The sequence below is a fragment of the Pseudoalteromonas rubra genome (genome assembly GCF_004212645.1).
GTDB classification, from domain to species: Bacteria; Pseudomonadota; Gammaproteobacteria; order Enterobacterales; family Alteromonadaceae; genus Pseudoalteromonas; species Pseudoalteromonas rubra_G.
The window spans coordinates 33247-57819 of record NZ_PPUZ01000047.1 but is presented as its reverse complement, the minus strand read 5'-3'; the positions used below and the strand labels follow the sequence as shown (position 1 = coordinate 57819).

General features: G+C 51.3%; 23 protein-coding genes. 9 read left to right on the top strand and 14 right to left on the bottom strand.

The annotated features are described in order from the left end of the window. The first annotated feature begins 288 nt into the window (after positions 1 to 288). Positions 289 to 837 carry a gamma carbonic anhydrase family protein gene (locus tag C3B51_RS17405; RefSeq protein ID WP_130245880.1) on the top strand — a complete coding sequence of 183 codons (549 nt, stop codon included), beginning with the start codon at positions 289 to 291 and terminating at the stop codon, positions 835 to 837. Here the strand turns inward: C3B51_RS17405 and C3B51_RS17400 are convergent. Both C3B51_RS17400 and aroE read right to left on the bottom strand, forming a co-directional pair. Next, positions 823 to 1062 (bottom strand): DUF1488 domain-containing protein, encoded by a 240-nt coding sequence (locus C3B51_RS17400; protein WP_130245879.1) that lies wholly within the window; start codon positions 1060 to 1062, stop codon positions 823 to 825. The two genes, C3B51_RS17405 and C3B51_RS17400, sit on opposite strands and share 15 nt — an antisense overlap. Further along, the gene (gene aroE / locus C3B51_RS17395; RefSeq protein ID WP_130245878.1) at positions 1059 to 1880 is read right to left on the bottom strand and encodes a shikimate dehydrogenase; all 822 of its coding nucleotides are present in this window, start codon (positions 1878 to 1880) and stop codon (positions 1059 to 1061) included. The genes C3B51_RS17400 and aroE overlap by 4 nt, the downstream gene beginning before the upstream one ends. 29 nt (positions 1881 to 1909) lie before the next feature. On the opposite strand from aroE, the gene C3B51_RS17390 reads away from it, so the two are divergent. Both C3B51_RS17390 and C3B51_RS17385 read left to right on the top strand, forming a co-directional pair. Further along, entirely contained in the window at positions 1910 to 2371 is a 462-nt protein-coding gene (locus tag C3B51_RS17390) for a group II truncated hemoglobin (RefSeq protein ID WP_046004770.1), read from the top strand. Positions 2372 to 2474: 103 nt separating this feature from the next. Next, on the top strand, positions 2475 to 4082 hold the full coding sequence (locus C3B51_RS17385; RefSeq protein WP_130245877.1) for a methyl-accepting chemotaxis protein: 1608 nt from the start codon (positions 2475 to 2477) through the stop codon (positions 4080 to 4082). Positions 4083 to 4138: 56 nt separating this feature from the next. Here the strand turns inward: C3B51_RS17385 and hemF are convergent, their stop codons facing one another. The 6 genes from hemF to C3B51_RS17355 all read right to left on the bottom strand — a co-directional run bounded on the left by hemF (position 4139) and on the right by C3B51_RS17355 (position 9100). After that, a complete protein-coding gene (gene hemF, locus C3B51_RS17380) occupies positions 4139 to 5074 on the bottom strand; it encodes an oxygen-dependent coproporphyrinogen oxidase (protein WP_206076651.1) in 936 nt (311 codons plus the stop codon). Next, on the bottom strand, positions 5074 to 5649 hold the full coding sequence (locus C3B51_RS17375; RefSeq protein ID WP_130245875.1) for a Sua5/YciO/YrdC/YwlC family protein: 576 nt from the start codon (positions 5647 to 5649) through the stop codon (positions 5074 to 5076). The genes hemF and C3B51_RS17375 overlap by 1 nt, the downstream gene beginning before the upstream one ends. After that, entirely contained in the window at positions 5646 to 6215 is a 570-nt protein-coding gene (locus C3B51_RS17370; protein WP_130245874.1) for a DNA topoisomerase family protein, read from the bottom strand. Before C3B51_RS17370 ends, C3B51_RS17375 begins: the two co-directional genes overlap by 4 nt. A 139-nt stretch (positions 6216 to 6354) precedes the next feature. Beyond that, positions 6355 to 6828 carry a DUF494 family protein gene (locus C3B51_RS17365; RefSeq protein ID WP_046004765.1) on the bottom strand — a complete coding sequence of 158 codons (474 nt, stop codon included), beginning with the start codon at positions 6826 to 6828 and terminating at the stop codon, positions 6355 to 6357. Positions 6829 to 6830: 2 nt separating this feature from the next. Then, positions 6831 to 7910: a DNA-processing protein DprA gene (gene dprA / locus C3B51_RS17360; protein ID WP_130245873.1), complete on the bottom strand. Its 1080-nt coding sequence runs from the start codon at positions 7908 to 7910 to the stop codon at positions 6831 to 6833. 68 nt (positions 7911 to 7978) lie between these two features. After that, on the bottom strand, positions 7979 to 9100 hold the full coding sequence (locus C3B51_RS17355) for a LysM peptidoglycan-binding domain-containing protein (protein WP_130245872.1): 1122 nt from the start codon (positions 9098 to 9100) through the stop codon (positions 7979 to 7981). A 116-nt stretch (positions 9101 to 9216) separates the two neighbouring features. On the opposite strand from C3B51_RS17355, the gene def reads away from it, so the two are divergent. From def to trkA, 4 genes are read left to right on the top strand one after another with little or no spacing between them, the layout of a single operon-like run. Further along, positions 9217 to 9726: a peptide deformylase gene (gene def, locus C3B51_RS17350; protein WP_010384826.1), complete on the top strand. Its 510-nt coding sequence runs from the start codon at positions 9217 to 9219 to the stop codon at positions 9724 to 9726. Positions 9727 to 9771: 45 nt separating this feature from the next. Next, a complete protein-coding gene (gene fmt, locus C3B51_RS17345; RefSeq protein ID WP_130245871.1) occupies positions 9772 to 10716 on the top strand; it encodes a methionyl-tRNA formyltransferase in 945 nt (314 codons plus the stop codon). After that, complete coding sequence (gene rsmB / locus C3B51_RS17340; protein ID WP_130245870.1) at positions 10716 to 11999, top strand: 16S rRNA (cytosine(967)-C(5))-methyltransferase RsmB; 1284 nt, start codon at positions 10716 to 10718, stop codon at positions 11997 to 11999. The genes fmt and rsmB overlap by 1 nt, the downstream gene beginning before the upstream one ends. Positions 12000 to 12016: 17 nt before the next feature. Continuing rightward, positions 12017 to 13393 carry a Trk system potassium transporter TrkA gene (gene trkA / locus C3B51_RS17335; RefSeq protein WP_046004759.1) on the top strand — a complete coding sequence of 459 codons (1377 nt, stop codon included), beginning with the start codon at positions 12017 to 12019 and terminating at the stop codon, positions 13391 to 13393. A gap of 38 nt (positions 13394 to 13431) precedes the next feature. Here the strand turns inward: trkA and C3B51_RS17330 are convergent, their stop codons facing one another. The 6 genes from C3B51_RS17330 to C3B51_RS17305 all read right to left on the bottom strand — a co-directional run bounded on the left by C3B51_RS17330 (position 13432) and on the right by C3B51_RS17305 (position 20811). Continuing rightward, complete coding sequence (locus tag C3B51_RS17330; RefSeq protein ID WP_125718668.1) at positions 13432 to 14112, bottom strand: flagellar brake domain-containing protein; 681 nt, start codon at positions 14110 to 14112, stop codon at positions 13432 to 13434. A gap of 85 nt (positions 14113 to 14197) precedes the next feature. Further along, entirely contained in the window at positions 14198 to 14686 is a 489-nt protein-coding gene (locus C3B51_RS17325; protein ID WP_130245869.1) for a hypothetical protein, read from the bottom strand. 559 nt (positions 14687 to 15245) lie between these two features. Then, on the bottom strand, positions 15246 to 16697 hold the full coding sequence (locus tag C3B51_RS17320) for a TrkH family potassium uptake protein (RefSeq protein ID WP_125718664.1): 1452 nt from the start codon (positions 16695 to 16697) through the stop codon (positions 15246 to 15248). A gap of 76 nt (positions 16698 to 16773) precedes the next feature. Further along, positions 16774 to 17391: a YigZ family protein gene (locus tag C3B51_RS17315; RefSeq protein ID WP_130245868.1), complete on the bottom strand. Its 618-nt coding sequence runs from the start codon at positions 17389 to 17391 to the stop codon at positions 16774 to 16776. A 72-nt stretch (positions 17392 to 17463) separates the two neighbouring features. Further along, on the bottom strand, positions 17464 to 18789 hold the full coding sequence (pepQ, locus tag C3B51_RS17310; RefSeq protein WP_125718661.1) for a Xaa-Pro dipeptidase: 1326 nt from the start codon (positions 18787 to 18789) through the stop codon (positions 17464 to 17466). Positions 18790 to 18909: 120 nt separating this feature from the next. After that, the gene (locus C3B51_RS17305; protein WP_240701921.1) at positions 18910 to 20811 is read right to left on the bottom strand and encodes a transglycosylase SLT domain-containing protein; all 1902 of its coding nucleotides are present in this window, start codon (positions 20809 to 20811) and stop codon (positions 18910 to 18912) included. Positions 20812 to 21168: 357 nt separating this feature from the next. On the opposite strand from C3B51_RS17305, the gene fadB reads away from it, so the two are divergent. After that, entirely contained in the window at positions 21169 to 23331 is a 2163-nt protein-coding gene (gene fadB, locus C3B51_RS17300; protein WP_130245867.1) for a fatty acid oxidation complex subunit alpha FadB, read from the top strand. Position 23332: 1 nt separating this feature from the next. Then, positions 23333 to 24502 (top strand): acetyl-CoA C-acyltransferase FadA, encoded by a 1170-nt coding sequence (gene fadA, locus C3B51_RS17295; protein WP_125718657.1) that lies wholly within the window; start codon positions 23333 to 23335, stop codon positions 24500 to 24502. Positions 24503 to 24573 lie beyond the last annotated feature (71 nt).

The window sequence follows — 24573 nt, the reverse complement described above, 5'->3', positions numbered from 1 at the left end:
TAAGCTTTCCGTTTGGCTTTCCCTTCACTTGGCTCGTTGCTTTTGTGCGTTGTGCCCCGTGTCGGTGGATGCGCATTATAGGGAAATCGAAAATCAGCGCAACCCCTTTTTTGAAGAAAAGTGAGAAAAACGGTGCGTTCGAATGAAAATCATACCAAACAGTGCAAAAACGCATGTAAAACATGCAATATTGCGCTTTTTACGGGGCTGGAGATCTATAGAGCAAAGCTCTACACTGAACTCAGTACCGAGAGTAGCGGTAACAGCAGGTAAAAAAGGGATACTAAAATGACAAATAAATACAAAAGCAGAAGTTATAAAGGCAAAACCCCAAAATTAGCCGCCGGTGTGTATGTGGATGAAAGCGCCGTTCTGGTTGGCGATATAGAAGTAGGCGAAGACAGCAGTGTCTGGCCTTTGGTCGCAGCACGAGGAGACGTTAACTATATAAAGATTGGTAAACGTACTAACATTCAGGATGGCAGCGTATTACATCTTACTCGTTCAAGCGCTTCAAACCCGGATGGTTACCCTTTGATCATTGGAGATGATGTGACCGTTGGTCACAAAGTAATGTTACATGGCTGCCAGCTGGGTAATCGCATCCTGGTGGGTATGGGCGCGATCGTTATGGACAATGTCGTAGTTGAAGACGATGTGATCATAGGAGGGGGTGCTTTAGTACCACCAAATAAACGCCTGGAGTCGGGCTACCTGTATGTTGGCAGCCCGGTTAAACAGGCTCGTCCACTTAACGAGCAGGAGATTGCGTTTCTAAAGACATCGGCGCAGAACTATGTCGAGTTAAAGGATGACTACCTCTCAGAGCTGGACTAACTCTATTTCTCCTTGTGCCGAGTATGCTTCATCTTCTATAAGCTGCTCGGCTTGCATTTCGTAATCAAACTGGTGTGCTTTAAAATGCGTGAGCGCCAGCTCTCTTGGTAGCGCTGTCGCAATCACACAAGAAACCAGCATCCCCGATACCATCGCAGTGAATACCAAGCAATTGCGTGTGTCATCGAAGTGAATATCATCATTGATCAGTATCTGTTGATTCATAGCCTGCCCTCTTTCATTGCATTGAGCACCGGGGCAACCTCAGGCATTTTACCTCGCCACAAGGCAAACGCTTCAGCTGCCTGCCCTACCAGCATGCCCATACCATCCACACAGTGCGCTTTCGCATTACACTCGGCGACCCACGCCAAAAAGGCTGTTTGCTGATCGCTATAAAACATGTCATACGCCAGTGCGCAGTTGCTGACATGCAGAGGAGCGATGTCTGGCACCTGTCCTGTGACACTCGATGATGTTGAGTTAATCACCAGATCATAGTGCTTATCGGGGATGTCATGTAGTGCAACGCCCCGCACCTCGCCATACTCGCCAAATAACAGGGCAAGTTGCTGTGCTTTTTCTGCGGTGCGATTGGCAATCACCACACTCGCAACCCCGGCCTGCAAAAGTGGATAAACACAGCCACGCGCAGCGCCTCCCGCGCCAATCAGCAGGACTGTGGCACCTGACAAGGTCTCAATATGGCGCAGTAAGTCAGCAACCAACCCTGCACCATCGGTATTGTCGCCCAGTATTAAACCATCTGGTTGTGGCATCAAAGTATTGACCGCACCGGCTAACCTGGCCCGTTCCGTCAACTGGCCAGCCAATTGATAAGCGCGCTCTTTAAAGGGCAAAGTGACATTGGCACCCAGGCCACCTTGGGCAAAAAATTCCATTACTGTCGATTCGAATTCAGATAATTCAGCCAGTATGGCCCGGTACTCAATGACCGAATTAAACTGACCGGCAAATTGCGTATGAATGGCAGGAGATTTAGAATGCTTAATCGGGTTTCCAAAAACCGCGTATTTATCCATTGAACGGCCTAACAATATAGTGATGTTATATGAAGCAGTTAATTAAACGCATCTTTAATCAAGATGCAAGTGACAATCCATCCTCAGATGCAACCCATCAGGCTCCGACGCCCGAGAAAACACCTTATGAGATCATCGGTGGCGAAGCTGGCACCCGAGCACTGGCCAACCGCTTCTATGACATTATGGAAAGTGACCCCTACGCTAAACCTTTATATGACATGCACCCGTTACCACTGGATCGCATCCGTCAGGTATTTTTCGAGTTTCTCTCCGGCTGGCTGGGCGGTCCGGACTTGTTTGCAGAACAATATGGTCACCCCAGGCTCAGAATGCGCCATATGCCATTTACGATAAATAAAGAGCTGCGCGACCAGTGGATGTACTGCATGGACAAAGCCCTTGATCAGGAAGTCGACAACCCTTTGTTACGAGAAGGATTGCGAAAATCGCTGGCTCAATTAGCCACACACATGATAAATCACGACTAAAGTATTAATTTTATATTAAATTAGCGCAATAATTTTTTGCGCTAAGTCAAACTGCTCTGGTTACTAAACACGCATAATAACGGCTCTGCTTTTTTAAGGTGCGATGCGTGTGAAATCCATTCAACATAAAATTTATGCGTTACTTGCCATTACCGGCGTACTGGTGCTGATCGCCAGTATTTTAAGTAACTCCAGTCAGCAAAAACAACTGGCCGAAGAAACCGTCGAGACCAATATTCGCTTGTTGGCAGACAATTATTTCGATTCTATCAACACCATGATGCTCACCGGCACGATGGCCAATCGCGAGATCCTCAGCGACAAAATGCGCAATCACGATAACATTGAAGACGCACATATTATTCGTGGTGACAAAATCAATAAGCTGTATGGCATAGGCAATCCCAATCAACAACCCACCAGCGAGGTCGAGCGGGCAGCATTACGGGGTCAGGAAACCCTGGTTATTGAACAGCGCGATGGCAAGCGTATCATGACCTACCTCAAGCCGATGGTCGCAAAGGAAGACTATAAAGGGACTAACTGCCTGGGTTGCCATCAGGCACAAGAAGGCGACGTGCTTGGGGCAGTGCGGATCAGTTACTCTCTTGAAGATATTGATGACACGGTACACAGCAACACCTGGCTGAGCACAGGCTTACTGACGGGTATTTTTGCCACGACATTTGTCATTCTGGGGATTATCTTCCGCAAGATCTTTATTGTGCGCCTGAAAACGCTGGGCCGTACAATGCGCCTGGCAACCCAGAACAAGGACCTGTCGCTACGTATCGACGATACCATAGATGATGAACTGGGTCGGCTAGCCATCAACTTTAATAAGATGATGGCGTCATTTAAAGACAACATTGCTCAGGTGTCGGCCTCATCGCATGTGCTGATCCAGTCTGCCGAGCAGATCTACAACGCCGCCGATACAACCGAGCGGGCTATTCAGGAGCAAAAGCAAGGCACGGATTCAGTCGCTGCCGCTATCAATGAGCTGGAAAGCTCATCCAGTGAAGTGAAAAACACCACCCACTTTGCGTCTGAAAAATCTGACAGCAGTAACCACCTTGCCGAGCAAAGCATGGCTGTGGCAGAACGTACAGAGCAAAGTATTAACCAGCTGGCACGCGATGTGCGCCAGGCAGCAGAACAGGTTAGCCAACTTCAGACACAAACCCTGGAAGTCGGTAAAGTACTGGAAGTGATCAGCAGCATTGCCGAACAAACAAACTTACTGGCACTGAATGCCGCCATCGAAGCGGCTCGCGCCGGTGAAGCAGGCCGCGGGTTTGCGGTAGTTGCCGACGAAGTGCGTACCCTGGCCACCCGAACGCATGATTCAACCGACGAAATCAAACGCACCATAGACAAGCTACAAAACGAAGCCGCGCAAACGGTCAGTGCAATGAGCGCGTCTTGTGAGGAAGCAGATGACCGCGCCATGCAGGTTAAGCAGGTAGCGCAGGCACTTAAGGATATTTCGAATCAGATGCATGAGATCAATGCACTGAATGTGCAAATCGCCGATGCAACGGAGCAGCAGAACCTGGCCGCTGAGGAGATCAATCAAAGTGTGGTGGCAATTCGAGACAACGCTGAACAATCTCTGATTGATGCCCATGGCAGCAAACAGATCAGTGAAAATCTGCTCGACCTGGCCCGCTCTTTGGATGAGCAGGTGCGTAGTTTCCGATTGGACTAATGAACCCCAAGCATAAAAAAGGCGCCACCGGCGCCTTTTTTATTGGTGGGGTTGAACTAGTCATCTAGCGTAGACATCGCCAGCCAGTCTCTTGGACGCAAAAAGTGCTTGTACAACAAAGCCTCAGGCGCGCCTTCGGCTGGCGTAAAATCATATTCCCAGCGTGCCAGCGGTGGCATCGACATCAAGATAGACTCTGTCCGTCCACCCGTTTGCAGACCAAACAAAGTGCCACGGTCCCAGACCAGGTTAAACTCCACATATCGGCCGCGACGATATAACTGGAACTGGCGCTGTGCTTCGCTGAACGGCGTATCTTTACGCTTTTTCATGATGGGCACATAGGCATCCAGGAAACCTTTGCCTACGGCTTGCATAAAGGCAAAGCTGGTGTCGAAACCCCACTGGTTGAGATCGTCAAAGAACAAACCACCCACACCCCGGGTTTCTTTACGATGCTTGAGATAGAAGTAATCGTCACACCACTTTTTATAGTCATCGTAAACCTGCTCACCAAACGGCTCACATACCGCTTTGGCAACACTGTGCCAGTGCTTGACATCTTCGAGCACTGGATAGAAAGGCGTGAGATCAAAGCCACCACCAAACCACCAGATAGGATCTTCGCCTTCTTTCTCGGCGATGAAAAAACGCACATTGGCGTGACTGGTAGGGATATGCGGGTTTTTAGGATGGATCACCAAAGACACACCACAGGCATGGAAGCTACGCCCTGTCAGTTCAGGCCGGTGGGCTGTGGCAGAAGCTGGCATAGACGCGCCATAGACGTGAGAGAAGTTCACGCCCCCTTGCTCAATTACGGCACCGTCGCGCATGACACGCGTACGACCACCGCCGCCCTCTTCACGCTGCCATGCATCTTCAACAAATTTACCGCTGCCATCCGCCTGCTCCAGACCCTGACAGATTTCGTCCTGCAGGGCGAGCAAGAAGGCTTTAACGGATTCTAGGTTTACCTGACTCAACGCCATTAACTCCTTATGATCTTGCCACTTAAGGCATCACGGATCTGACTTGGACTGGTTTGCTTACCCAGCTCTCCCGCCTGATAAAATGCCACCCGATCACCAAATGCCGCCAGGGCTTCTGCCAAGGTCTTAGCCGGCTCTTCGCCACTGAAGTTGGCGCTGGTAGACACAATCGGTTTGCCAAATGCCTGACACAATTCTTTCACAACAGGGTGATCGGTCACGCGAATTGCGATACTCGGGTTGCCGCCCGTCACCCACTCTGGTGCGCTCGCTTTTACAGGTAACAACCAGGTCACCGGGCCAGGCCAGGATGAAAATATTTCTGCGCGTTTGTCCTGCGGGATTTTACTGTCATCGACGTACGGCAGGCACTGAGCAAAATTATCGGCAATGAGGATCAGCCCTTTTTCTACCGGGCGGTCTTTCAGTGCCAACAGCGCATGGACGGCTTGTTCGTTATCGGGATCACAGCCCAGACCAAAAATGGCTTCGGTCGGGTAACAGATCAGCGCCCCTTGTTGTAATGCTTCGACGGCATTTTGGGGTAACTGACGTTGCGTATCTTGTTCGCTCACTGAGGCTCCTCAATTGTATGCTGACAAACTTTCTGCGGGCATTGTAGCACAGCTTTTCCCCCCCGGTGTTTTTGCACCATGACGGGCCAGCCACAAGCCTCGCAAGGGTGTGCAACCGGCGGGTGATTCACACTGTACTTGCACTGTGGGTATGCATCGCAGGCATAAAAAAACTTGCCATACTTATTCTTGCGTTTGTGCAAGGTACCTTTTTGGCACTTGGGACAGGACGGGCCCGGCGTTTCTTCGGGTTCATCATCGTGGGCAATATAGTGACACTGAGGATAGCCAGTACACCCGATAAACATACCATAGCGGCCATTACGTACAACCAGCGGCTCGCTACACAAAGGACAGGCACTGTCTTCCAGCACCTTAATATCATGGTTATCATGATGCGCGATGGCGCGGATGTAATCGCACGCGGGATAACTGGCGCAGCCAAGGAAAGGGCCCGACTTACTGTGCTTGATCACCAGTTCAGAGCCACACTCAGGGCATACTTCGTACTCCCGCTCCAGGGCATGCTGCTCTGCATTAAACAACGAATGATCTATTTTACTCATAACAAGTCCCCGTCTACTTCACCCCAATGGCTGTGCGTTTGTAATAGTATCAAGGGAAAGTGATATAAGGAACAAAGAAGCGTCAGCCAGGCAATTCGCCTGACCTAACAAAACTGTGCCCCTCAGTGAATATAAGGGGTTAATGCAGCGGACCTGTGGGCTCTTCGAAGATCAGGTCCTCCATCTGGGCATAGGCATGTTCTTTACCTGGGACATTGAATAACACCATCAGGATCACCCATTTTAAATCGTCCAGGCAGATGGCCGGTTTATCCAGCGCACATAAGCGATCTATGACCATTTCACGGGTCGTGCAATCTATCACACCTATTTGCTCAACAAACATCAAAAAGCCCCGACATTCGATGTCCAGCATGGCACATTCTTGCTCTGTGTAGATCCGGATCGCGCTATCCGGGCGGGCATTTAAATAAGGAATTTCATCAGACTGCTGTAAATCGGCCAATTGCTCCAGCCAGTCCAGTGCTTTGTAAATCTCGTCTTGATTGAAACCGGCCCCGACCAGTTCATCAGTGAGTTCGTTTTGTTCGACGAAGATATCCGCTTCGCTGTGAATATAGTTTTCGAATAAATACATTAGGATATCAAACATAATTAACCCCTCGCTAATTTGATGTAGCCGTCTAGTACGCGTTCTACTTTGTCTTCAAGCTCAAGGTCCAGTAGTCTGGCAAGCACCTTCTCTACTGGCCACTGGGTCCTCTGCGATAAGGTATCTACACTGGTTACCTCAAAGCCGAGATGCTGCAATACGGGGCAGTGCTCCTGTTTTTGGTCACTTTCTACTATATATAGACCGTTTTCGGAGAAAAATCTTACCTCTTCGAGAATATCCTCTATCCGCTCTGTTAATTTTGCACCATCTTTGAGCAAATAATGGCACCCCTGAGACAAGGGATTACGGATTGAACCTGGCACTGCAAACACCTCTTTGTTTTGCTCCAGGGCGTAACGTGCGGTGATCAATGAGCCACTTTTTATTTCGGCCTCGACCACCAGCACACCCAACGAGAGGCCTGAAATAATCCGATTGCGACGTGGAAAGTGTTCGGCTTTAGGTTGGCTGCCCGGTAAAAATTCGCTCACCAGTAACCCCTGCTCGGCGACCTGCTGATACAAAGTATTGTGACGGCGCGGATAGACCACATCGACCCCGGTCCCCAGTACAGCCAGGGTGGCGCCCCCCTGGCTCAGTGCGCCCTGATGGGCTGCGCCATCCACGCCTCTGGCCAGCCCCGAAGTCACCGTCATACCTGCAGCACTGAGTGACCGGCCAAACTCCCTGGCTATCTCCAGCCCGGTGGCTGTTGCATTACGACTGCCCACGATGGCAATTTGGGGTTGAGATAATAAAGACAGTCGCCCTTTACAAAAGAGCATCAAAGGCGCACTGCTGATCTGTTTTAATAACGGCGGGTAAGCGGCGTCAAAGTAGCCTACCAGCTGAATGTGCTGCGTGATGCATCGCTGGATAAGGGTATCGATAAAGTGCCAGTCTGGCGCTTGCAGGTAGTGAATTGCATCCTGAGGCAGCCCCAATTCACGCAATCTGGGTGGTGAAACGGTGAAGAGTTCGGCGGGCGTGATGTGCTGAATAGCCCGCTCCAGTGTATTGCTACCCAGCCCGGGGCATATCCTCAGTGCCAGACTGTGCCGTAAATCCAGTGTTGCCATGCGCCCTCCCTGAGCAAAGTGCACTCCTGTGCTAAAACCATGAAATCATACTAAGGCAAGCTGCGGGATTAACGACTACTGACAGAATCCCCCACTCTGACGGGCTGACGTGTTTTGGTTACCATGGCATAACTGATATTGTCATACACTTTGAACAACATCAGCTCGCCGACCTGTTCATTTGGCATATGCCAGACGACGCTGTCTTCGTCGTTCTCTTCACCAAACCATTCGCTCACTTGCGTGATCACTTTGTCCAGGCTGCTGGCATCTTCGATATAACTCGGACCCGACTCCTTTTCAATCACTGTAGGAGACTGACGATGGATTGCAAGTACATTCCCTTCTTGCAGGTCATCTTTACGACCTAAGTCGATAACCACAACCGCCATGGTACTGAACTCACGCAACTTATTACTGCTCGCAATGATGTTGCCTGAAATGGCCTGCACCGGTTGGGTCATTTTAAAGTTAGCCGAATAACTTTGTCCGCTGGAGATGGGCATCAGCACGTCACTGGGTTTCACTTCACGACGAACCGATTCAATCTTCACTGTGCTCGGTTTGCCGGCTTCAATATTGCCGGTTCTGACCACCCGGCCGGTGCCGACCAGAATAGACTCATAGGCTAATATCGCGCCATTATCAGGATCCCGATAGGCATCTCCTTTACGATAAATGCCATAGTTAGCGCCACGCGGCAGATCCCCTTTGACATATAAAAGGTGCCCTTCGATGTTCATTTTGTAATTGAAGTTTGAACCCAACACCATCGGCAACTGGTCAAAGTCTGACTCCCCCATCGCCTGCTCAAAGCGCATAAAGGGTTCCATCACTGCCAAAGGCAAAGTCGGAATGGCCTGGTTTTTATCGCTGACAACACGAACCTGGGGGGAGAGTCGACGCACCCCTTTCGCCAGACTCAGGCGCGGGTTCCCCTCGCTATCATAATGTAGCGATAAAACATCTCCCGGATAGATCAGATGCGGATTGTTGATCTGGGGGTTCCACTGCCACAAAGCGGGCCACTTCCAGGGGCTGTTCAGATACAGGCTGGAAATATCCCAAAGGGTATCCCCTTTTTTAACAACATAACGCTCGGGCGCACTGGTTTTAACCGCCAGCGTTTGTGCTAGGGCAGGAAAAACAGCACTCGTTGCCAGCAAAAGGGCGGCAATATGAGATTTCATGCAGGCTTCCTTGAGTTATTTTTCGATATTATCCACCAAAACCTGTTAAAGGGGAACGTGAATGGCTAAAATAAGAGCATACATTACCCCATTTAATTCAAGTGTAAAAGGTATCTATGGCTAAGTTAGCAGTACTGAGTTTTCCAGATGAGCGTTTGCGCACGGTTGCCAAACCAGTTGCCGAAGTAAATGACGAGATCCGCCAAATCGTCGCAGACATGCTGGAAACCATGTATGAAGAAAATGGTATTGGCCTTGCCGCCACGCAGGTAGATATTCACCAGCGCATTGTGGTGATCGATGTATCAGAAGAGCGTGATGAACCGCGCGTGTTGATCAACCCTGAAATCATCGCAAAAGATGGCTCTACCATCAGTGAAGAAGGCTGTTTATCAGTGCCTTATTCCTACGCCAAAGTGGATCGTGCAGAAACCGTCACCGTTAAAGCACTTAACGAGCACGGCGAAAGCTACGAGTTTGACGCTGATGGTTTGTTAGCTGTGTGCGTACAGCACGAACTCGACCACCTGCAAGGCAAGTTGTTCATCGATTACTTGTCGCCGCTGAAGCGTCAGCGGATCCGTAAAAAAATCGAAAAAGAAGCCAAACTGGCGGCACGCGCTTAAGCGTGTCGTTACCGACGATTAATTACTACCTAACTGGGATCTTAAGTGAGCAAATCTCTGCGTATTGTCTTTGCGGGCACCCCGGATTTTGCTGCCAAGCACTTGGCAGCGCTGATCGCATCACACCATGACGTTGTCGCTGTATACAGCCAGCCCGACCGCCCTGCCGGCCGCGGTAAAAAACTCAAAGCCAGCGAAGTAAAAACTCTGGCACTGGAACATAACCTGCCGGTCTATCAGCCTCAGTCTCTCAAGTCTGACGATGCCCAGGCGGATCTTGCTGCCCTGGAAGCCGACGTAATGGTTGTGGTGGCTTATGGCCTGTTATTACCAAAAGCCATTTTAGATACGCCAAGACTTGGCTGTCTCAACGTTCACGGTTCAATCTTGCCACGCTGGCGTGGTGCGGCGCCAATCCAGCGTGCTATCTGGGCTGGCGATAAAGAAACAGGCGTCACCATTATGCAAATGGATGAAGGTCTGGATACCGGCGACATGCTGCACATTGCAACCTGCCCAATTGACCAGGACGAAACCAGCGCCAGCTTGTATAACAAACTGGCCGAGCTGGGACCCGATGCATTAGTGGAGACTCTGGACAAGCTGGCTGAAGACAAGCTCAGTGCCGAGCCGCAGGATGATGCGCTGGCAAATTACGCCAAAAAGCTTTCTAAAGAAGAAGCCAACATCGACTGGACAATGGATGCGGCACAAATTGAGCGTAACATCCGGGCCTTTAATCCCTGGCCGGTCTGCTACACCCAGATGCAAGGCCAAACCGTTAAAGTCTGGCAGGCAAGCGTGGTTGCACAGCAAGGCACGCCCGGACAGGTGCTCAGTGCCGATAAAGCCGGCATCACCATTGCTTGCGGTGAGCAAGCACTGACTATCACACAACTTCAGCCTCAAGGTAAAAAGCCCATGTCGGCACAAGACTTTTTAAATGGTCGCAGCGACTGGGTAACTCCTGGTAGCCAGGTGGGTGCCTGATGGCCAATGTACGCGCGCTTGCCGCGCAAACCCTGTTTCAGGTTGTTGATAAAGGCCAGTCACTGACTACCCAGTTGCCCTATGCCAGCCGTCAGTTACCAGTAAAAGACCGCGCCCTGTTACAACAGATCTGCTATGGCGTTTTGCGCTACCTGCCAAGCCTGGAGCACTATTGCCAGCAACTGCTGGAGCAACCGCTTAAAGGTAAGAACCGGGTCTTTCAGTTTTTGTTGTATGTGGGTATTTATCAGCTGCAACACATGCGCGTGCCTGCTCATGCAGCCGTCGCCGAAACCGTGAATGCGGCCAATAAGCTTCAGGCACCCGGACTTAAGGGGCTGATCAACGCGGTATTACGTAACTTTCAGCGCGCTCAGGAAACACTGGAAGCCAGCGCCGATGCCATCCCGGTATGCAAATACAACCATCCGGGCTGGTTTATCAAAAAGCTACAGGCGGCTTATCCAGAGCAATGGCAAAATATTTTGCATGACAACCAGCAGCAAGCACCTATGTGGTTGCGCGTTAACCAGCGCCAGTCGAGCACCGCAGACTATGCCGCGCGCCTCGATGCTGAAGGCATTGCACATACGCTGGACCCGGACTTTGTGGATGGCATTTTGCTGACCAAACCTGTGGATGTGCAGCAGCTACCAGACTTTGCTCAGGGTGCCAGCTCTGTGCAGGATGCCGCAGCACAAATGGCTGCCCGTTTACTGGACCCACAAGATGGCGAGCATATTCTGGATGCCTGTGCCGCCCCCGGTGGTAAAACCTGCCACATTCTGGAACTGGCCGATGCCAATGTGATTGCCTTGGATGCCGATGGTGAGCGCCTCAAGCGCGTCGACGAAAACCTTAAACGCCTGCATCTCAGTGCCCAGTGTCTTGAAGCCAATGCTGCAACACCGGATACCTGGTGGCAGGGTGAGCAGTTTGATCGCATTCTATTAGATGTGCCCTGCTCGGCAACCGGCGTTATCCGTCGACACCCGGACATCAAGTGGTTGCGTCGTGCCACCGACATCGATGAGCTGGCAGCCTTACAGGCCAGCATTTTGGATGCCATCTGGCCTCTGCTCAAGCCCGGCGGTACGTTAGTGTATGCAACCTGCTCTGTGCTGCCTCAGGAAAATACCGAGCAAGTAGCGGCGTTTTTAGCACGCACTGCGGATGCTCAGCTCACCCCGCTGCACACACAGGACACGCCGGATAAACCCGGATTGCAATTGCTGCCAGGCCATACCGATGGCTTTTATTATGCACGGCTGACAAAACAATAATAGCGCTAAACTAGCTTATGAAAATCATCATCTTAGGCGCCGGACAAGTCGGCGGCACACTGGCCGAAAACCTGGTCGGCGAACAGAACGAAATCACCGTGGTAGACATTGACGGCGAGCGACTGAGGGAACTGCAGGACAAATACGACCTGCAAGGCGTGACCGGGCACAGTGCGCACCCGGATGTGCTCAGGCAAGCCGGTGCCGAAGATGCCGATATGGTCATTGCGGTGACCAGCTCGGACGAGGTCAATATGATCGCCTGTCAGGTGGCCTACAGTATTTTTAATACGCCCACCAAAATTGCCAGGATCCGCTCAGAGCAATACCTGAAGTATCGGGAAAAGCTCTTTCATAACGACGACCTGCCGGTTGACCACTATATCGCTCCGGAGCAGCTGGTGACCCGTTATATTCGTCGCCTGATCGACTATCCCGGTGCACTACAGGTACTGCAATTCGCCGATGGCATGCTCTCTTTGGTGGCGGTTAAAGCCTATTATGGTGGTATGCTGGTTGGCTATGCGTTGTCAGCACTGAAAGAGCATATTCCCAATGTCGATACTCGCGTGGCGGCCATTTATCGTCAGGGTAAAGCGATTAAGCCGCTTGGTACCACAGTAATAGAGGCTGATGATGAGGTTTTCTTCATCGCGGCAACCAAACATATCCGTGCGGTGATGAACGAGCTGCAAAAGCTGGAGCGTTCGTACCGTAAGATTATGATTGCCGGCGGTGGTAATATTGGTGCCGGTCTGGCTCGCTCACTTGAGAAAAACCACAGTGTTAAACTGATTGAACGAAACCACGACCGGGCCGCTTCGCTGTCTGAAATGCTCGACAATACCGTGGTCTTTTGTGGTGACGCCTCTGATCAGGAGCTGTTATCTGAAGAGCACATTGAGCAGGTTGATGTCTTTATTGCAGTAACCAACGATGATGAAGCCAACATCATGGCCGCTATGCTGGCCAAACGCATGGGCGCGCAAAAGACCATGGTGCTTATCCAGCGGGGCGCTTATGTCGACCTGGTTCAGGGTGGCGAAATTGACATTGCCATTTCTCCGCAGCAAGCCACTATTTCCGCCTTGCTCACACATGTAAGACGCGGTGATATTGTGAACGTTTACTCATTGCGTAAAGGTGCAGCAGAAGCCATCGAAGCGGTTGCGCATGGTGATGAAAACACGTCTAAAGTGGTTGGCCGGGCTATCCGGGATATTAAGCTGCCTGCGGGCACCACCATAGGTGCCATTGTGCGGGATGACGAAGTGTTAATCGCCCATGATGACACCATTATTCTTTCAGGCGATCATGTCATCATGTTCCTGATAGATAAAAAGCATATCGGCATCGTTGAAAAACTCTTCCAGGTCAGCGCATTGTTTGTGTAATTCGCACCAGCCCAGGGCTGACCTTAGGTCGGCCCGTGTTATTCCTCGTCGGACAAAATAGACAAATCAATCAGGTAGTCTTTTAATACCGCTTTTATGGTGGTATCCGGGCCCACCACCTGGATCCCCAAAGAAACATTCCCCTCCGCACTTTCAATAATACGACATACCTTACCTTTGATGGCTGACGCATTGTCGTCTTTGCCCTCAATCAGTACCTCACAGTTTTCTGATTCCAGATCGTCCGGCAGGTGCTCTTTTTGAATGTCGAACATCATGCCAGACAGTGAAATGTCTTTGATGATCCCAACTTCATTGTAGTCTGGTAATTGCAGAATGGCAGGGATCAGAGCTGGCACACGGGTTTGCGCGCGCAGCTGATAGGTTTGTACTTCTCGAGGGTAAAACAGAAAAATAAGCCGCGCGGGGTGATTACTAATGGCTTTAATGTTCTCTTTGAAGGCAATGATCTGACCATTGCTGTCTTCAGGCAGTGCCCGGACGATGATCTCCGTGCCTGTCTTCACATAATCTGCCGCCGCGCCGAGTCGCTTAGGGTTGGGATAGTTTAAAATAATATACTGATCTTCAAGCACCCCGATAAACTCTGTACGGACGCGCTTCCGGCTGGCCGGCATGACGATTTCGATATCGATCAAGCTGCCCGCTGGGATTTGCGTTAAGTGCTTCCTGCTCCGTTGCGTTCTACGCTTCAACATCTTGTAACCCTGCTAACTACTCTGCAGATAGTGTAGCAGCAAAACCTAATTAATATAATGCTAAAGTCCCATTAAAGGAACAGCTCTAACCTTGTTGCAAATAACCCTTCAGCAAAATTGCAGCATCTCTGAGTGTCATCATGCGACTTTGCACTTCCAGGGTGCTCAGCGCCAGATGTTGCTCGTAATGCTCAGTAAAAAACAACATAGGCTCACCATTGCGTTTGGTAATAAAGGTGATACCCAAGGTTTGCTCATGATGACTGTGAGCCAGCCGACCCGTATCCTCTTTCATTAGCAGCGGTGGTAAACTGCGCGTCTGCCATAATGCGTTTTCTGAAATAATGCCAATCATGCACTCACTGACTTCGACGCCATCATAGCGCAGCAGTGGTACACTATTGTGTGCAGACGGCAAATGGCTATCGTACTGTAAGCTCCCGGCACCATTCATATACTGGTTAAGCTGAGCCACACATTCAGTTAAATCACCAGCGCCACCAGCCAGATTCACCTGGCTTACAATCCCTGCTGCTATTGCTTTGTGTTTATTTTGTTGTGACATGGCAAACATACCGGCCACTCCTCATAATTTATTTTCAGGCAACTCCCACTTTCCTGTGTGGGCAACTTTAAAGATCGGGTATTAACCCTGACGATACAAATATGACACCATCGATAATGAAAAAATGCATTTTTTGCGTTTTTTGATATATTTTCTTAACTAAAATTAACCTAAAACAGTCTTTACACTTTCCAAAAATAGCACAAGCAATTGATATCTAAGCATTTAAGCTTGTTAAAAAGTTAATTTGAAAGTTAGGTGAAGTATATTAAATTTACAAATATACCTTTATCAGGTCAGTTTGTTTGAGTCGTAATCATCACATAAGAGAGTTGGGAAAGGTGCCTAAAGCCATCCATGGCGGTATATTCCGGCTCGGCGCCCCCGCCAGCTAATTTAGATTGGTGCAGAAAGCCATCCGTGGCGGTGTATTCCGGCTCGACCGTCCAACTGAGATTAGTGCCCAAAGCCATCCATGGCGGTGTATTCCGGCTCGGCCATCCACGGCCGAGCGTTCGGCACTCTCCGAGTGACGTTAAGTCACTCGTCGTCGCGTAGCGACCGTGCCTCACCCACGCCAGAACGTGGGGGTGAACAGAACCAGCAGGGTGAAGATCTCGAGGCGGCCGAAGACCATGGCGATGGTCAGGATCCATTTCGCAGAATCGGGAATGTCGCCATAATGTGCGGCCACATCACCCAGGCCTGGACCCAGATTATTAAGACAGGCCGCAGTGGCAGAGAAAGCCGTAATGTTATCCAGTCCGGTACCCAGCAGCGCAATCATGATGATCACAAATACCAGTGCATAGGCTGAGAAAAAGCCCCATACCGCTTCGACGACTTTATCGGGCAACGCTTTACGCCCCAGTTTAATGGAGTAAATAGCGCGCGGATGAACCAGGCGATTAAGCTCCCGGATCCCCTGCAGATAGAGTAAAAATACCCGCACTACTTTCATACCGCCGCCGGTGGAGCCCGCACAGCCCCCAATAAAACTGGAAAAAATCAGCAGAATTGGCAGGAACAAAGGCCAGGCGGCAAAGCTGTCGGTGGCAAAGCCGGCGGTGGTGCTGATAGAGACCGCCTGAAACAAGGCATGATCCAGGGTTTCATCCCCATTGCTGTATACCTGCTTGGACGACAGCACCGCAAAACACAGCACCACCAGCGCCAGCTGAATAAACAAAAAGACTTTGAGTTCAGGGTCTCTGAAATAGACTTTCAGGCTGCGACCCGCCACGGCTGCATAATGCAAAGAGAAGTTAGCCGCAGCAATAAGCAGGAAGAACACACAAATGGCATTGATCATTGGGCTGTCGAAGTAGCCTATCGAGGCGTCATAGGTTGAGAAGCCCCCAATGGCGATGGTCGCAAAGGCATGGCAAATGGCATCAAACCAGCTCATGCCTGCCCAGGCATACGCCAGCGTACAGGCCAGGGTCAGCGTCACATAGATATACCATAAATGCTTGGCGGTATCGGCAATGCGCGGCGTCATCTTGGAATCCTTGACCGGCCCTGGCGTTTCGGCCCGGTACAGCTGCATGCCACCGACGCCGAGCATAGGCAGTACGGCAACGGCCAATACAATGATCCCCATACCGCCGAGCCACTGTAGTTGCTGACGATAGAAAAGCACCGACTTAGGTAAATACTCAATGCCTGTTAGGACCGTCGCGCCTGTGGTTGTCAGACCGGAAAACGCCTCAAAGACAGCATCGGCAAAAGACAGATTAGGCTCACTTAAGAAGATCAGCGGCACGGCCGCGAAGGCACCCAGTACCAGCCAGAACAAAACCACGATCAAAAAGCCCTCTCTGGCTTTCAGATCGCCCTGCTCTTTGCGGTTTGGGTAGTAGGCCATCAGGCCAATCAGGACACTAAAGATAAATGCCAGAACAAACGGCACACCGCCGCCGTCCTTATAGATCAAAGACACCAGAGCCGGAGGCACCATAGTCAGACTAAAGAGCGCAACGAGCTGTCCGAGTATCTTTATAATGGTACGAAATTGCATGGCGCGATTCGCGAGTTATTGTAATTACACCCGATTGTCTAATACATCTCTCGGTTAGTAAACCGCGAAACACCGCTCAGGGCTGTTTGATCGTCAGCGAGACGGCACCGTGAGTGAGATCGTACACCGACGCTATGGCCGTTTTAGCTTCCCGGCTGTCTAGTTCAATTTCCCAGCGGATCGTCGCGCCGTACTGTTTATCTATATTCAGCACGGTGTACTGACTACTGAGGTGCTGCTCTATGTTTCCCTGCAGCGCGTAGTCCGACTCCCCCACCAGCGTACTTGCCGGGATCTTAATTTGCGTTGGCAGTACGGCCAGTGCATTATTCAGTGTCCCACCGTAAGCGCGAACCAGGCCGCCGGTGCCCAGCTTAATGCCGCCGAAGTAACGGGTTGTGACCGCGGTGATCTCGCCCAGCCCGGAGCCAAGTAATACGTTCAGCATCGGCTTACCTGCCGTCCCATTGGGCTCCCCGTCATCCGAAAAACCCAAGACATGGCTGCCACCCGGCGCACCGGCGATATGGGCCCAGCAGTTATGTCGCGCATCCGGATACTGCTCGTTAATACTCCGGATAAATGCTTTGGCATCAGCAATTGTCGGCGTATGGGCAATATGCACAATAAAAGTGCTTTTCTTAATTTCTTCGTGATGGGCAATAGAACTGCTGGGAATGGCGTATTCAGACATGAGTATTCAACAAAAACACAGGGAGCACTTGGCTCCCAGTTTAACATAGTTCAGTTTGGTACAGGGCAAAGCTTAATCCAGCGCCAGATCCCGAGTCATATTTTCCAGATGGTCATCATGAACAATAATATTGTCCTCAATGCGAATGCCGCCAAACGGCTTAAACGCATCAACCTTGTCCCAGTTTACATACTGTTTGTTGTCGGTCTGTGCCAGGTCGCCCAGCAGTGAGTCAATAAAATACAGACCAGGCTCAATGGTAAAGACCTGGTTGGCTTCAATCTTACGCGTGCAACGCAGGAACGGATGCCCTTCCGGCGGTGCCTGATGCGTACCTAACTCATCTGCCATAAAGCCACCCATATCGTGAACCTGCAAGCCAAGATGGTGACCCAGACCATGCGGGAAGAAAGTCGAAGTAATGCCCTGCTCCAGGATCCCTTCCACACTCAGACCACGCACAATATCAAAATCGATCAGCACCTGCGCAACGCGCTTGTGGCAATCCAGATGTAGCTCGCCATACAGTTTACCTGGCTGTAATGCCTGCCCCAGTTCAATCTGGTGGGTATTCATGACCTTGATCAGATCGGCAAACTCGCCCTTGCGCGCAAAGTCATAGGTACGGGTAATATCAGACGCATAGCCATTAAAGTTGGCACCGGCATCGATCAAAAACGACACATGCTGCTGCGGGGCGCGGCGCTCAAAATGGGTGTAATGCAAAATGGCACAGTTCTCGTTCAGTGCCACAATGTTGCCGTACGGCGTGTCGTTTTCCATATGCTCAGTGGCCTGCAGGTAAGCCTGCTGAATGCCATACTCAGACTCTTTGGCATAAAAAGCGTCACGTGCAGCCTTGTGGCCCAACACGGCAAGGCGGTTGGCTTCACGTAAACAGGTCAGTTCATAACTGGTCTTGTAGGCACGGTGAAAGTGTAGATAGTTCATCACCGGCTCTGGGTTCATCTGCGTAAAGCCCAGTGCCTGCGCCACTTCCAGATATTCGCCAATATACGCCAGACTGGCTTTGTCGTAGGGTAAGAACTGCTCAACCTGATCGGGCTGCAGCAGCAGTTGAATATCAAAGTAATCGGCCCAGAAATCGCTTGGCTCATCTGGCACTTTGTGCCAGAAATCCACCGGACGGTAGAAGATCAGCTTAGGCTTATCTGTGCCATTAACCACCAGCCAGCAGTGTGGGTTATCTATGACCGGTAACCACGCTTTAAATTGTGGGTTCACCTTGAACGGATAATACATATCATCCAGAAACTGGCGCTTGGCTTGCCCTGAGTGGATCACGAGTCCATCCAGGTTCTCACGTTCAATAATGGTCTTCGTACGCTGTTGCAGCGTTGCAATATGCTCGGCATACAAGTTTGCTAATTGTTCCATTGGTGTACCCATTTTAATTTAATTCGCTTGTGACTGAGTCTAACATAGCGCCACCGGTTAAAAGAAGTAAAGTGGCCCGCGGTCAGCCCCGCTTTCGCGAGACAGACCAACAAACTGCCTCTACTTACCGCCGATCTGCATATCCAGGATCCCGGCCAGAATGTTCCCTTCACGACCTAACTTAGTATGATAGACCTGCCGGTAAGCCATCACGTTTTTCACGTAATCACGGGTTTCCCGGTAAGGGATCAACTCGATCCATAACTCTGCTGGCATGGCCTCTTGCGGGATCCAGCGTTTCACCCGGTGAAAACCGGCATTATAAGAAGCCGTCGCGAGGATCTCATTGCCCTTGTTCTTGCCCTTCAGGTAATCGAGGTAATCCGTGCCCAGGCGAATATTGGTGGCGGGCCGCATCAGCTGCCGCGTAGATACCCTTGATTTAGCAACATATTTAGCCGTGCTCGGTAAAAGCTGCATCAATCCGTAGGCATCGGCGTGCGAGCGAGCGTCGGGGGCGAATGAACTTTCTCTTCGGGCAATCGCAAAGCTCCACGCCAGGTCCACATCATTGCGCTCACTGTAGCGCTCAAACAAGTCATCAAAGGCCATCGGAAAACGCAGGTCGACGTAGTTCCACGCCTTGATCTGTGCCAGGGTATAAATGGTGCTGTCATACCAGTCGAGCTCAGCGGCCAGCACCGAGGCCGCCAGCTTTTCAGCAGTACTGGAGGTGTTGGTCAGATAATTCCACTCGCGCCGGGCTGCGGTAAAGCGCTCCAGCTCGTATAAGGCTTTGGCACGCTTAAAGCCCGGCGCCTCAGATACTTTGGCGACGATGCTGGGCGGTACATTGAGCGGTTCGGCATTCAATTGCGCCGGTAACCCCAGTCGCGCAGCCGCCAGAAAACCATAGTAGTCACGCTCCATTGCTATCTGGCGCCACAGCGCCTGCGCTTTATCCATCTGCTCACGTTTGGCATAGCTGTAACCCAGCCAGTATTTTTGACCATGGCTGAGGTTTTCCATGCCGGTGAACAGCACCGCGATCCCTTCCCAGTCCTGCTCTTTGAGCATGTTGCTCATCAGCCACTGGCGCAGCTTTTTATCCTGTAACTCCTGAGGCACTTTATTGAGCCAGAACTTGGCCTGCTCATGACCTTTGGAGGCCAGCGCCAGAGCAAATCGATAGGCCACGCTATCTTGTTGCGCCTGACTAAAGGTGAACATTTCCTGCAATTTGTCCCAGGCCCGCAGTGCCAGTTTAGGATCGCGCCAGATCAACCGCCGTACACCATACACGGCAATTTCCGCCTCTTTGGCGGTGCGCTTTTTGTATCGGTATAACCCGGCTGCGGCGCTGGGATCGCGACGCACCTTAAGATACAGATCGGCCAGATAGGCTTCGTTGCGCGGCAACAGGGTTTTTAAATACTTCAGCAATGAGGCCTGACCGCCCTGCGCAGCATGGGTGATCCTTTGCCACACCAGCGCTTGTGTCCGATACCCGGCTTTTTGCCACTGGCTAAATAACTTGTCGCAGGCTTTCGGCTGTGATTTACCAACCACCCATAAAGGCTCCACCTGATCCAGAATGGCTTTTTCCGGCGCGCCCAGATCCAGCTGGAACTGCAAATAGGTGCACTTCAGCTCTGCATTACTGGTGTCCTGATAGTGCTCAATAAATAAGGCTTTTTTGTTGCGCCGCTTGAGGTAATTCAGCCAACTCTTACGTACCATCCAGTCCAGCGGCGTGTGATCGTACACAGATAAGAAGCGCCCTATCTCGTCCTGATATTTAAGTTTGGGGTGACGCTTATAGAAAGTCGCCTCGACATAAGGCTTGAGCGGATGATCGAGCTCGCCAAGCGAGCGCTTAAAGGCCTGATAATTACCACTCCAGGCCACCCGCTCTGCGTCTTTAAACGCCTGATGCGAGTCGGCAGCCTGACCCAGGTGACTCCAGGCACCACTGCACACCGCAAGGCAGGTGGCAGCAATACGACTAAACCATAATTTCATAGTGCTTTAACTTTCATTCTCTTGATTGGCAGTCAATGTTCTGGGGCGTTTAAAATGCATGAAAATAAGGCCCACTCCAAAACACCTTCCTTTCTCTGAGTTCCCTGCCCGGGCGCACTGTGTGCACACTGAACAGCCCTGTGATCTACACCAGACTATTGTGCGGCAACTTGCCCGAAGCTTAACGTCCGGACGAACCCGTCACCCGGAAAATATTCAGCCAAACCACCTTAGCATTGTGCCTGACCCTTTGCAGTAAACCTGCGGTAAATTTTTCATTGCAATTTTCTTTTAAAGACGCCACACTGGATGAAATGACAACTCATCGTACCAGTGTAAAAACACGGGAGAACATGTATGTTAATGAAACGCGAGTCCTTTGTAGTGGATTTCTGCAAAGGCAAAATCGCTGAGTTTAAATTTTGTATGCCAGGTTCGGTCAACAAATTGTCTCAGCAAACCCTGCAAGATTGTCATGCGGCGCTCAAAGAGTTGGCGCAACGCGATGACATCGACGGCCTGATCTTTAGCTCCGACAAAGACCACTTTATTGTGGGTGCCGATATCTTCGAATTTCTGCCTACCTTTGACCGCCCGGAAGCCGAGCTGGTTGAGTGGATCAAAGCAGCCACTGACGTATTTGACGCGTTAGAAGATTTACCTTTCCCTACCTTGTCTGCGGTCAATGGCCTGGCACTGGGTGGCGGCTGTGAGTGGGTACTTGCTACCGATTATCGTATTGCCTCTGACAGCGCCAAGATTGGCCTGCCGGAAGTGAAGCTGGGCATTATGCCGGGCTTTGGTGGTACTGTGCGTCTGCCGCGCCTGATTGGTGCAGACAACGCGATGACCTGGATCACCACAGGTAAAGAGAACCGCGCAGCCGATGCCCTGAAAGTAGGCGCCGTGGATGCGGTGGTTGCTCAGGACAAGCTGATGGACGCGGCACTGCGTACCATGGAACAAGCAGCTGCTGGCAAGCTGGATTGGCGCGCCAAACGTCAGGTTAAGCTTGACCCGCTGAAAATGAACCGCGTTGAGCAAGGCATGAGCTTTGCGATGGCTGAAGGCATGGTGATGGCCAAAACCAAAGGTCACTACCCGGCACCTGTGATGGCGGTTAAAACCATCAAGACTGCTGCCAATATGGGTCGCGATGAAGCGATGGCCGTTGAGAACGCAAGTTTCGCCAAGCTGGCCAAAACCGCTGAAGCGGCGGCGCAAACCGGGATCTTCCTGGCCGATCAGTACATTAAAGGCGTTGCCAAGAAGCAAGCTAAGCAAAGCCAGACTGACATCAAACAAGCTGCGGTACTGGGCGCGGGCATCATGGGCGGCGGTATCGCTTATCAGTCAGCGTACAAAGGCACGCCGATTGTCATGAAAGACATCAGCCAGGGTGCACTGGACTTAGGTATGGGCGAGGCGGCCAAGCTGCTGGGCAAAAAAGTCGAGCGCGGCCACATGAAGCTGGACAAAATGGTCGGCACACTGGCGCAGATCAAACCGACGCTTAATGACCGTGACCTGGAAGGCAGTGACATCATCGTTGAAGCGGTTGTCGAGAACCCGCAGATCAAGAAAACCGTACTGGCGGGTCTTGAGAAACAATTACCACAAGGCACTATCCTGACTTCAAATACCTCAACCATTCGCATTGATGAACTGGCTGAAGGTCTGGAGCGTCCTGAGCACTTCTGTGGCATGCACTTCTTTAACCCGGTTCCAAAAATGCCACTGGTTGAAATCATTCGTGGCGCGAAAACCTCAGACGAAACCGTTGCCGCTGTTGTCGACTACGCACTGAAACTGGGCAAGTCGCCAATTGTTGTGAACGACTGTCCGGGCTTCTTCGTGAACCGCGTACTCTTCCCTTACTTTGCCGGTTTCAGCCAGCTTGTCGTGGAAGGTGCTGACTTCACACAAGTTGATAAAGTGATGGAAAATGTTTTTGGCTGGCCGATGGGTCCGGCTTACCTGCTGGACGTTGTGGGTATCGACACAGCCAATCACTGTACCGGCGTGATGGCGGATGGTTTCCCAACCCGCATGGCACGTCAGGAAAAAGATCCGGTTGCCCACCTGGCCAACGCGAATCGCTATGGACAGAAAAACCAGAAAGGCTTCTACCAGTATGCACCGGATCGCAAAGGTCGCCTGAAGAAGAGCAAAGACGCTGACGCCGTTGCTCTGCTGAGCGAGATTTGTGATGCACCGGCACAGTTTGACAAACAAACCATCATCGAGCGCTGTATGGTACCGATGATCAACGAAGTTCTGTTGTGTCTGCAAGAAGGCATTGTAGCCTCACCACAAGAAGCCGATATGGCACTGATCTACGGCATTGGCTTCCCACCGTTCCGTGGTGGTGCATTCCGTTATCTGGATCAACTGGGTCTGGCAGAGTTCGTGAAAATCGCCGATAAGTACGCACACTTAGGCGAAATCTATCAGGTGTCGGAGCAAACCCGTGAGTGGGCAGCTGCCGGTAAAGTATTCTACAAAGTGGAGGGTCAGTAACATGGAACAGGCAGTAATCGTAGATTGTATTCGTACGCCGATGGGCCGCTCCAAGGGCGGTGTGTTCAAACACAAACGTGCTGAAGACCTCAGTGCCCACCTGATGAAAGGCCTGCTGGATCGCAATCCGGCAGTGGCACCGGATTCTATCGATGACATTTACTGGGGCTGTGTACAACAAACCCTGGAGCAAGGTTTTAACGTCGGTCGTAATGCCGCCCTGCTGGCAGGCATTCCACACACAGTACCAGCAGTTACGGTCAACCGCTTATGTGGTTCATCCATGCAGGCACTGCATGATGCGGCACGTGCGATTATGACTGGCGCCGGCGATACCTACCTGATCGGCGGTGTTGAGCACATGGGCCACGTTCCTATGACGCACGGTAACGACTTCCACCCGGGTCTGTCGACGTCGGTTGCACAAGCGGCCGGTGTTATGGGTCTGACTGCGGAATACCTGGCCACCCTGCACGGCATCAACCGTGAACAACAGGATGCCTTTGCAGTGCGCTCACATCAGCGCGCTCACGCTGCCACGGTTGAAGGCCGTTTTGCGCGTGAAATTTTACCAATGGAAGGCCACGATGCCGATGGTGCACCTGTGCTGGTTGAACACGACGAAGTGATCCGCCCTGAAACCACCATGGAAGGCCTGAGCCAGTTACGCCCTGTATTCAACCCGGCTTCGGGCACAGTGACCGCAGGTACGTCATCAGCTCTGTCTGATGGCGCTTCAGCCATGCTGGTCATGAGTGAGTCGAAGGCCAAAGAACTAGGCCTGCCAATTCGTGCACGCGTTAAGTCGATGGCGGTTGCAGGTTGCGATCCGTCTATCATGGGTTACGGTCCGGTTCCTGCCAGCCAAAAAGCACTGAAGCAAGCTGGCCTGAGCATTGAAGACATTGATGTGGCAGAGCTGAATGAAGCCTTTGCTGCGCAGTCTTTACCGGTACTAAAAGATCTCGGCTTGCTGGATGTGGCAGATGAGAAAGTGAACCTCAATGGTGGCGCGATCGCACTGGGGCACCCGCTGGGCTGTTCAGGCTCACGGATCAGCACCTCTTTGATCCACATTATGGAAGACAAAGGCGCGAAGTATGGCCTGGCGACCATGTGTATTGGTCTGGGCCAAGGTATCGCAACGGTGTTTGAACGCGTCGACGACTAACCCGCACCTTATTCCCTAACCGTTTTAACTTGGTGACCAAGGCAAGCTGCACACTGTGGCTTGCCTTTTTT

Coding starts and splice junctions, on each gene's coding strand:
- C3B51_RS17315 (WP_130245868.1), bottom strand. CDS start 17,391: ATGTCTGAATACGCCATTCCCAGCAGTTCTATTGCCCATCACGAAGAA.
- C3B51_RS17325 (WP_130245869.1), bottom strand. CDS start 14,686: ATGTTTGCCATGTCACAACAAAATAAACACAAAGCAATAGCAGCAGGG.
- pepQ (WP_125718661.1), bottom strand. CDS start 18,789: ATGGAACAATTAGCAAACTTGTATGCCGAGCATATTGCAACGCTGCAA.
- C3B51_RS17320 (WP_125718664.1), bottom strand. CDS start 16,697: ATGCAATTTCGTACCATTATAAAGATACTCGGACAGCTCGTTGCGCTC.
- C3B51_RS17365 (WP_046004765.1), bottom strand. CDS start 6,828: ATGTTTGATATCCTAATGTATTTATTCGAAAACTATATTCACAGCGAA.
- C3B51_RS17330 (WP_125718668.1), bottom strand. CDS start 14,112: ATGTTGAAGCGTAGAACGCAACGGAGCAGGAAGCACTTAACGCAAATC.
- C3B51_RS17305 (WP_240701921.1), bottom strand. CDS start 20,811: ATGAAATTATGGTTTAGTCGTATTGCTGCCACCTGCCTTGCGGTGTGC.
- fadB (WP_130245867.1), top strand. CDS start 21,169: ATGTTAATGAAACGCGAGTCCTTTGTAGTGGATTTCTGCAAAGGCAAA.
- aroE (WP_130245878.1), bottom strand. CDS start 1,880: ATGGATAAATACGCGGTTTTTGGAAACCCGATTAAGCATTCTAAATCT.
- C3B51_RS17385 (WP_130245877.1), top strand. CDS start 2,475: ATGCGTGTGAAATCCATTCAACATAAAATTTATGCGTTACTTGCCATT.
- def (WP_010384826.1), top strand. CDS start 9,217: ATGGCTAAGTTAGCAGTACTGAGTTTTCCAGATGAGCGTTTGCGCACG.
- hemF (WP_206076651.1), bottom strand. CDS start 5,074: ATGGCGTTGAGTCAGGTAAACCTAGAATCCGTTAAAGCCTTCTTGCTC.
- C3B51_RS17370 (WP_130245874.1), bottom strand. CDS start 6,215: ATGAGTAAAATAGATCATTCGTTGTTTAATGCAGAGCAGCATGCCCTG.
- fadA (WP_125718657.1), top strand. CDS start 23,333: ATGGAACAGGCAGTAATCGTAGATTGTATTCGTACGCCGATGGGCCGC.
- rsmB (WP_130245870.1), top strand. CDS start 10,716: ATGGCCAATGTACGCGCGCTTGCCGCGCAAACCCTGTTTCAGGTTGTT.
- trkA (WP_046004759.1), top strand. CDS start 12,017: ATGAAAATCATCATCTTAGGCGCCGGACAAGTCGGCGGCACACTGGCC.
- C3B51_RS17355 (WP_130245872.1), bottom strand. CDS start 9,100: ATGAAATCTCATATTGCCGCCCTTTTGCTGGCAACGAGTGCTGTTTTT.
- dprA (WP_130245873.1), bottom strand. CDS start 7,910: ATGGCAACACTGGATTTACGGCACAGTCTGGCACTGAGGATATGCCCC.
- C3B51_RS17390 (WP_046004770.1), top strand. CDS start 1,910: ATGAAGCAGTTAATTAAACGCATCTTTAATCAAGATGCAAGTGACAAT.
- C3B51_RS17405 (WP_130245880.1), top strand. CDS start 289: ATGACAAATAAATACAAAAGCAGAAGTTATAAAGGCAAAACCCCAAAA.
- C3B51_RS17400 (WP_130245879.1), bottom strand. CDS start 1,062: ATGAATCAACAGATACTGATCAATGATGATATTCACTTCGATGACACA.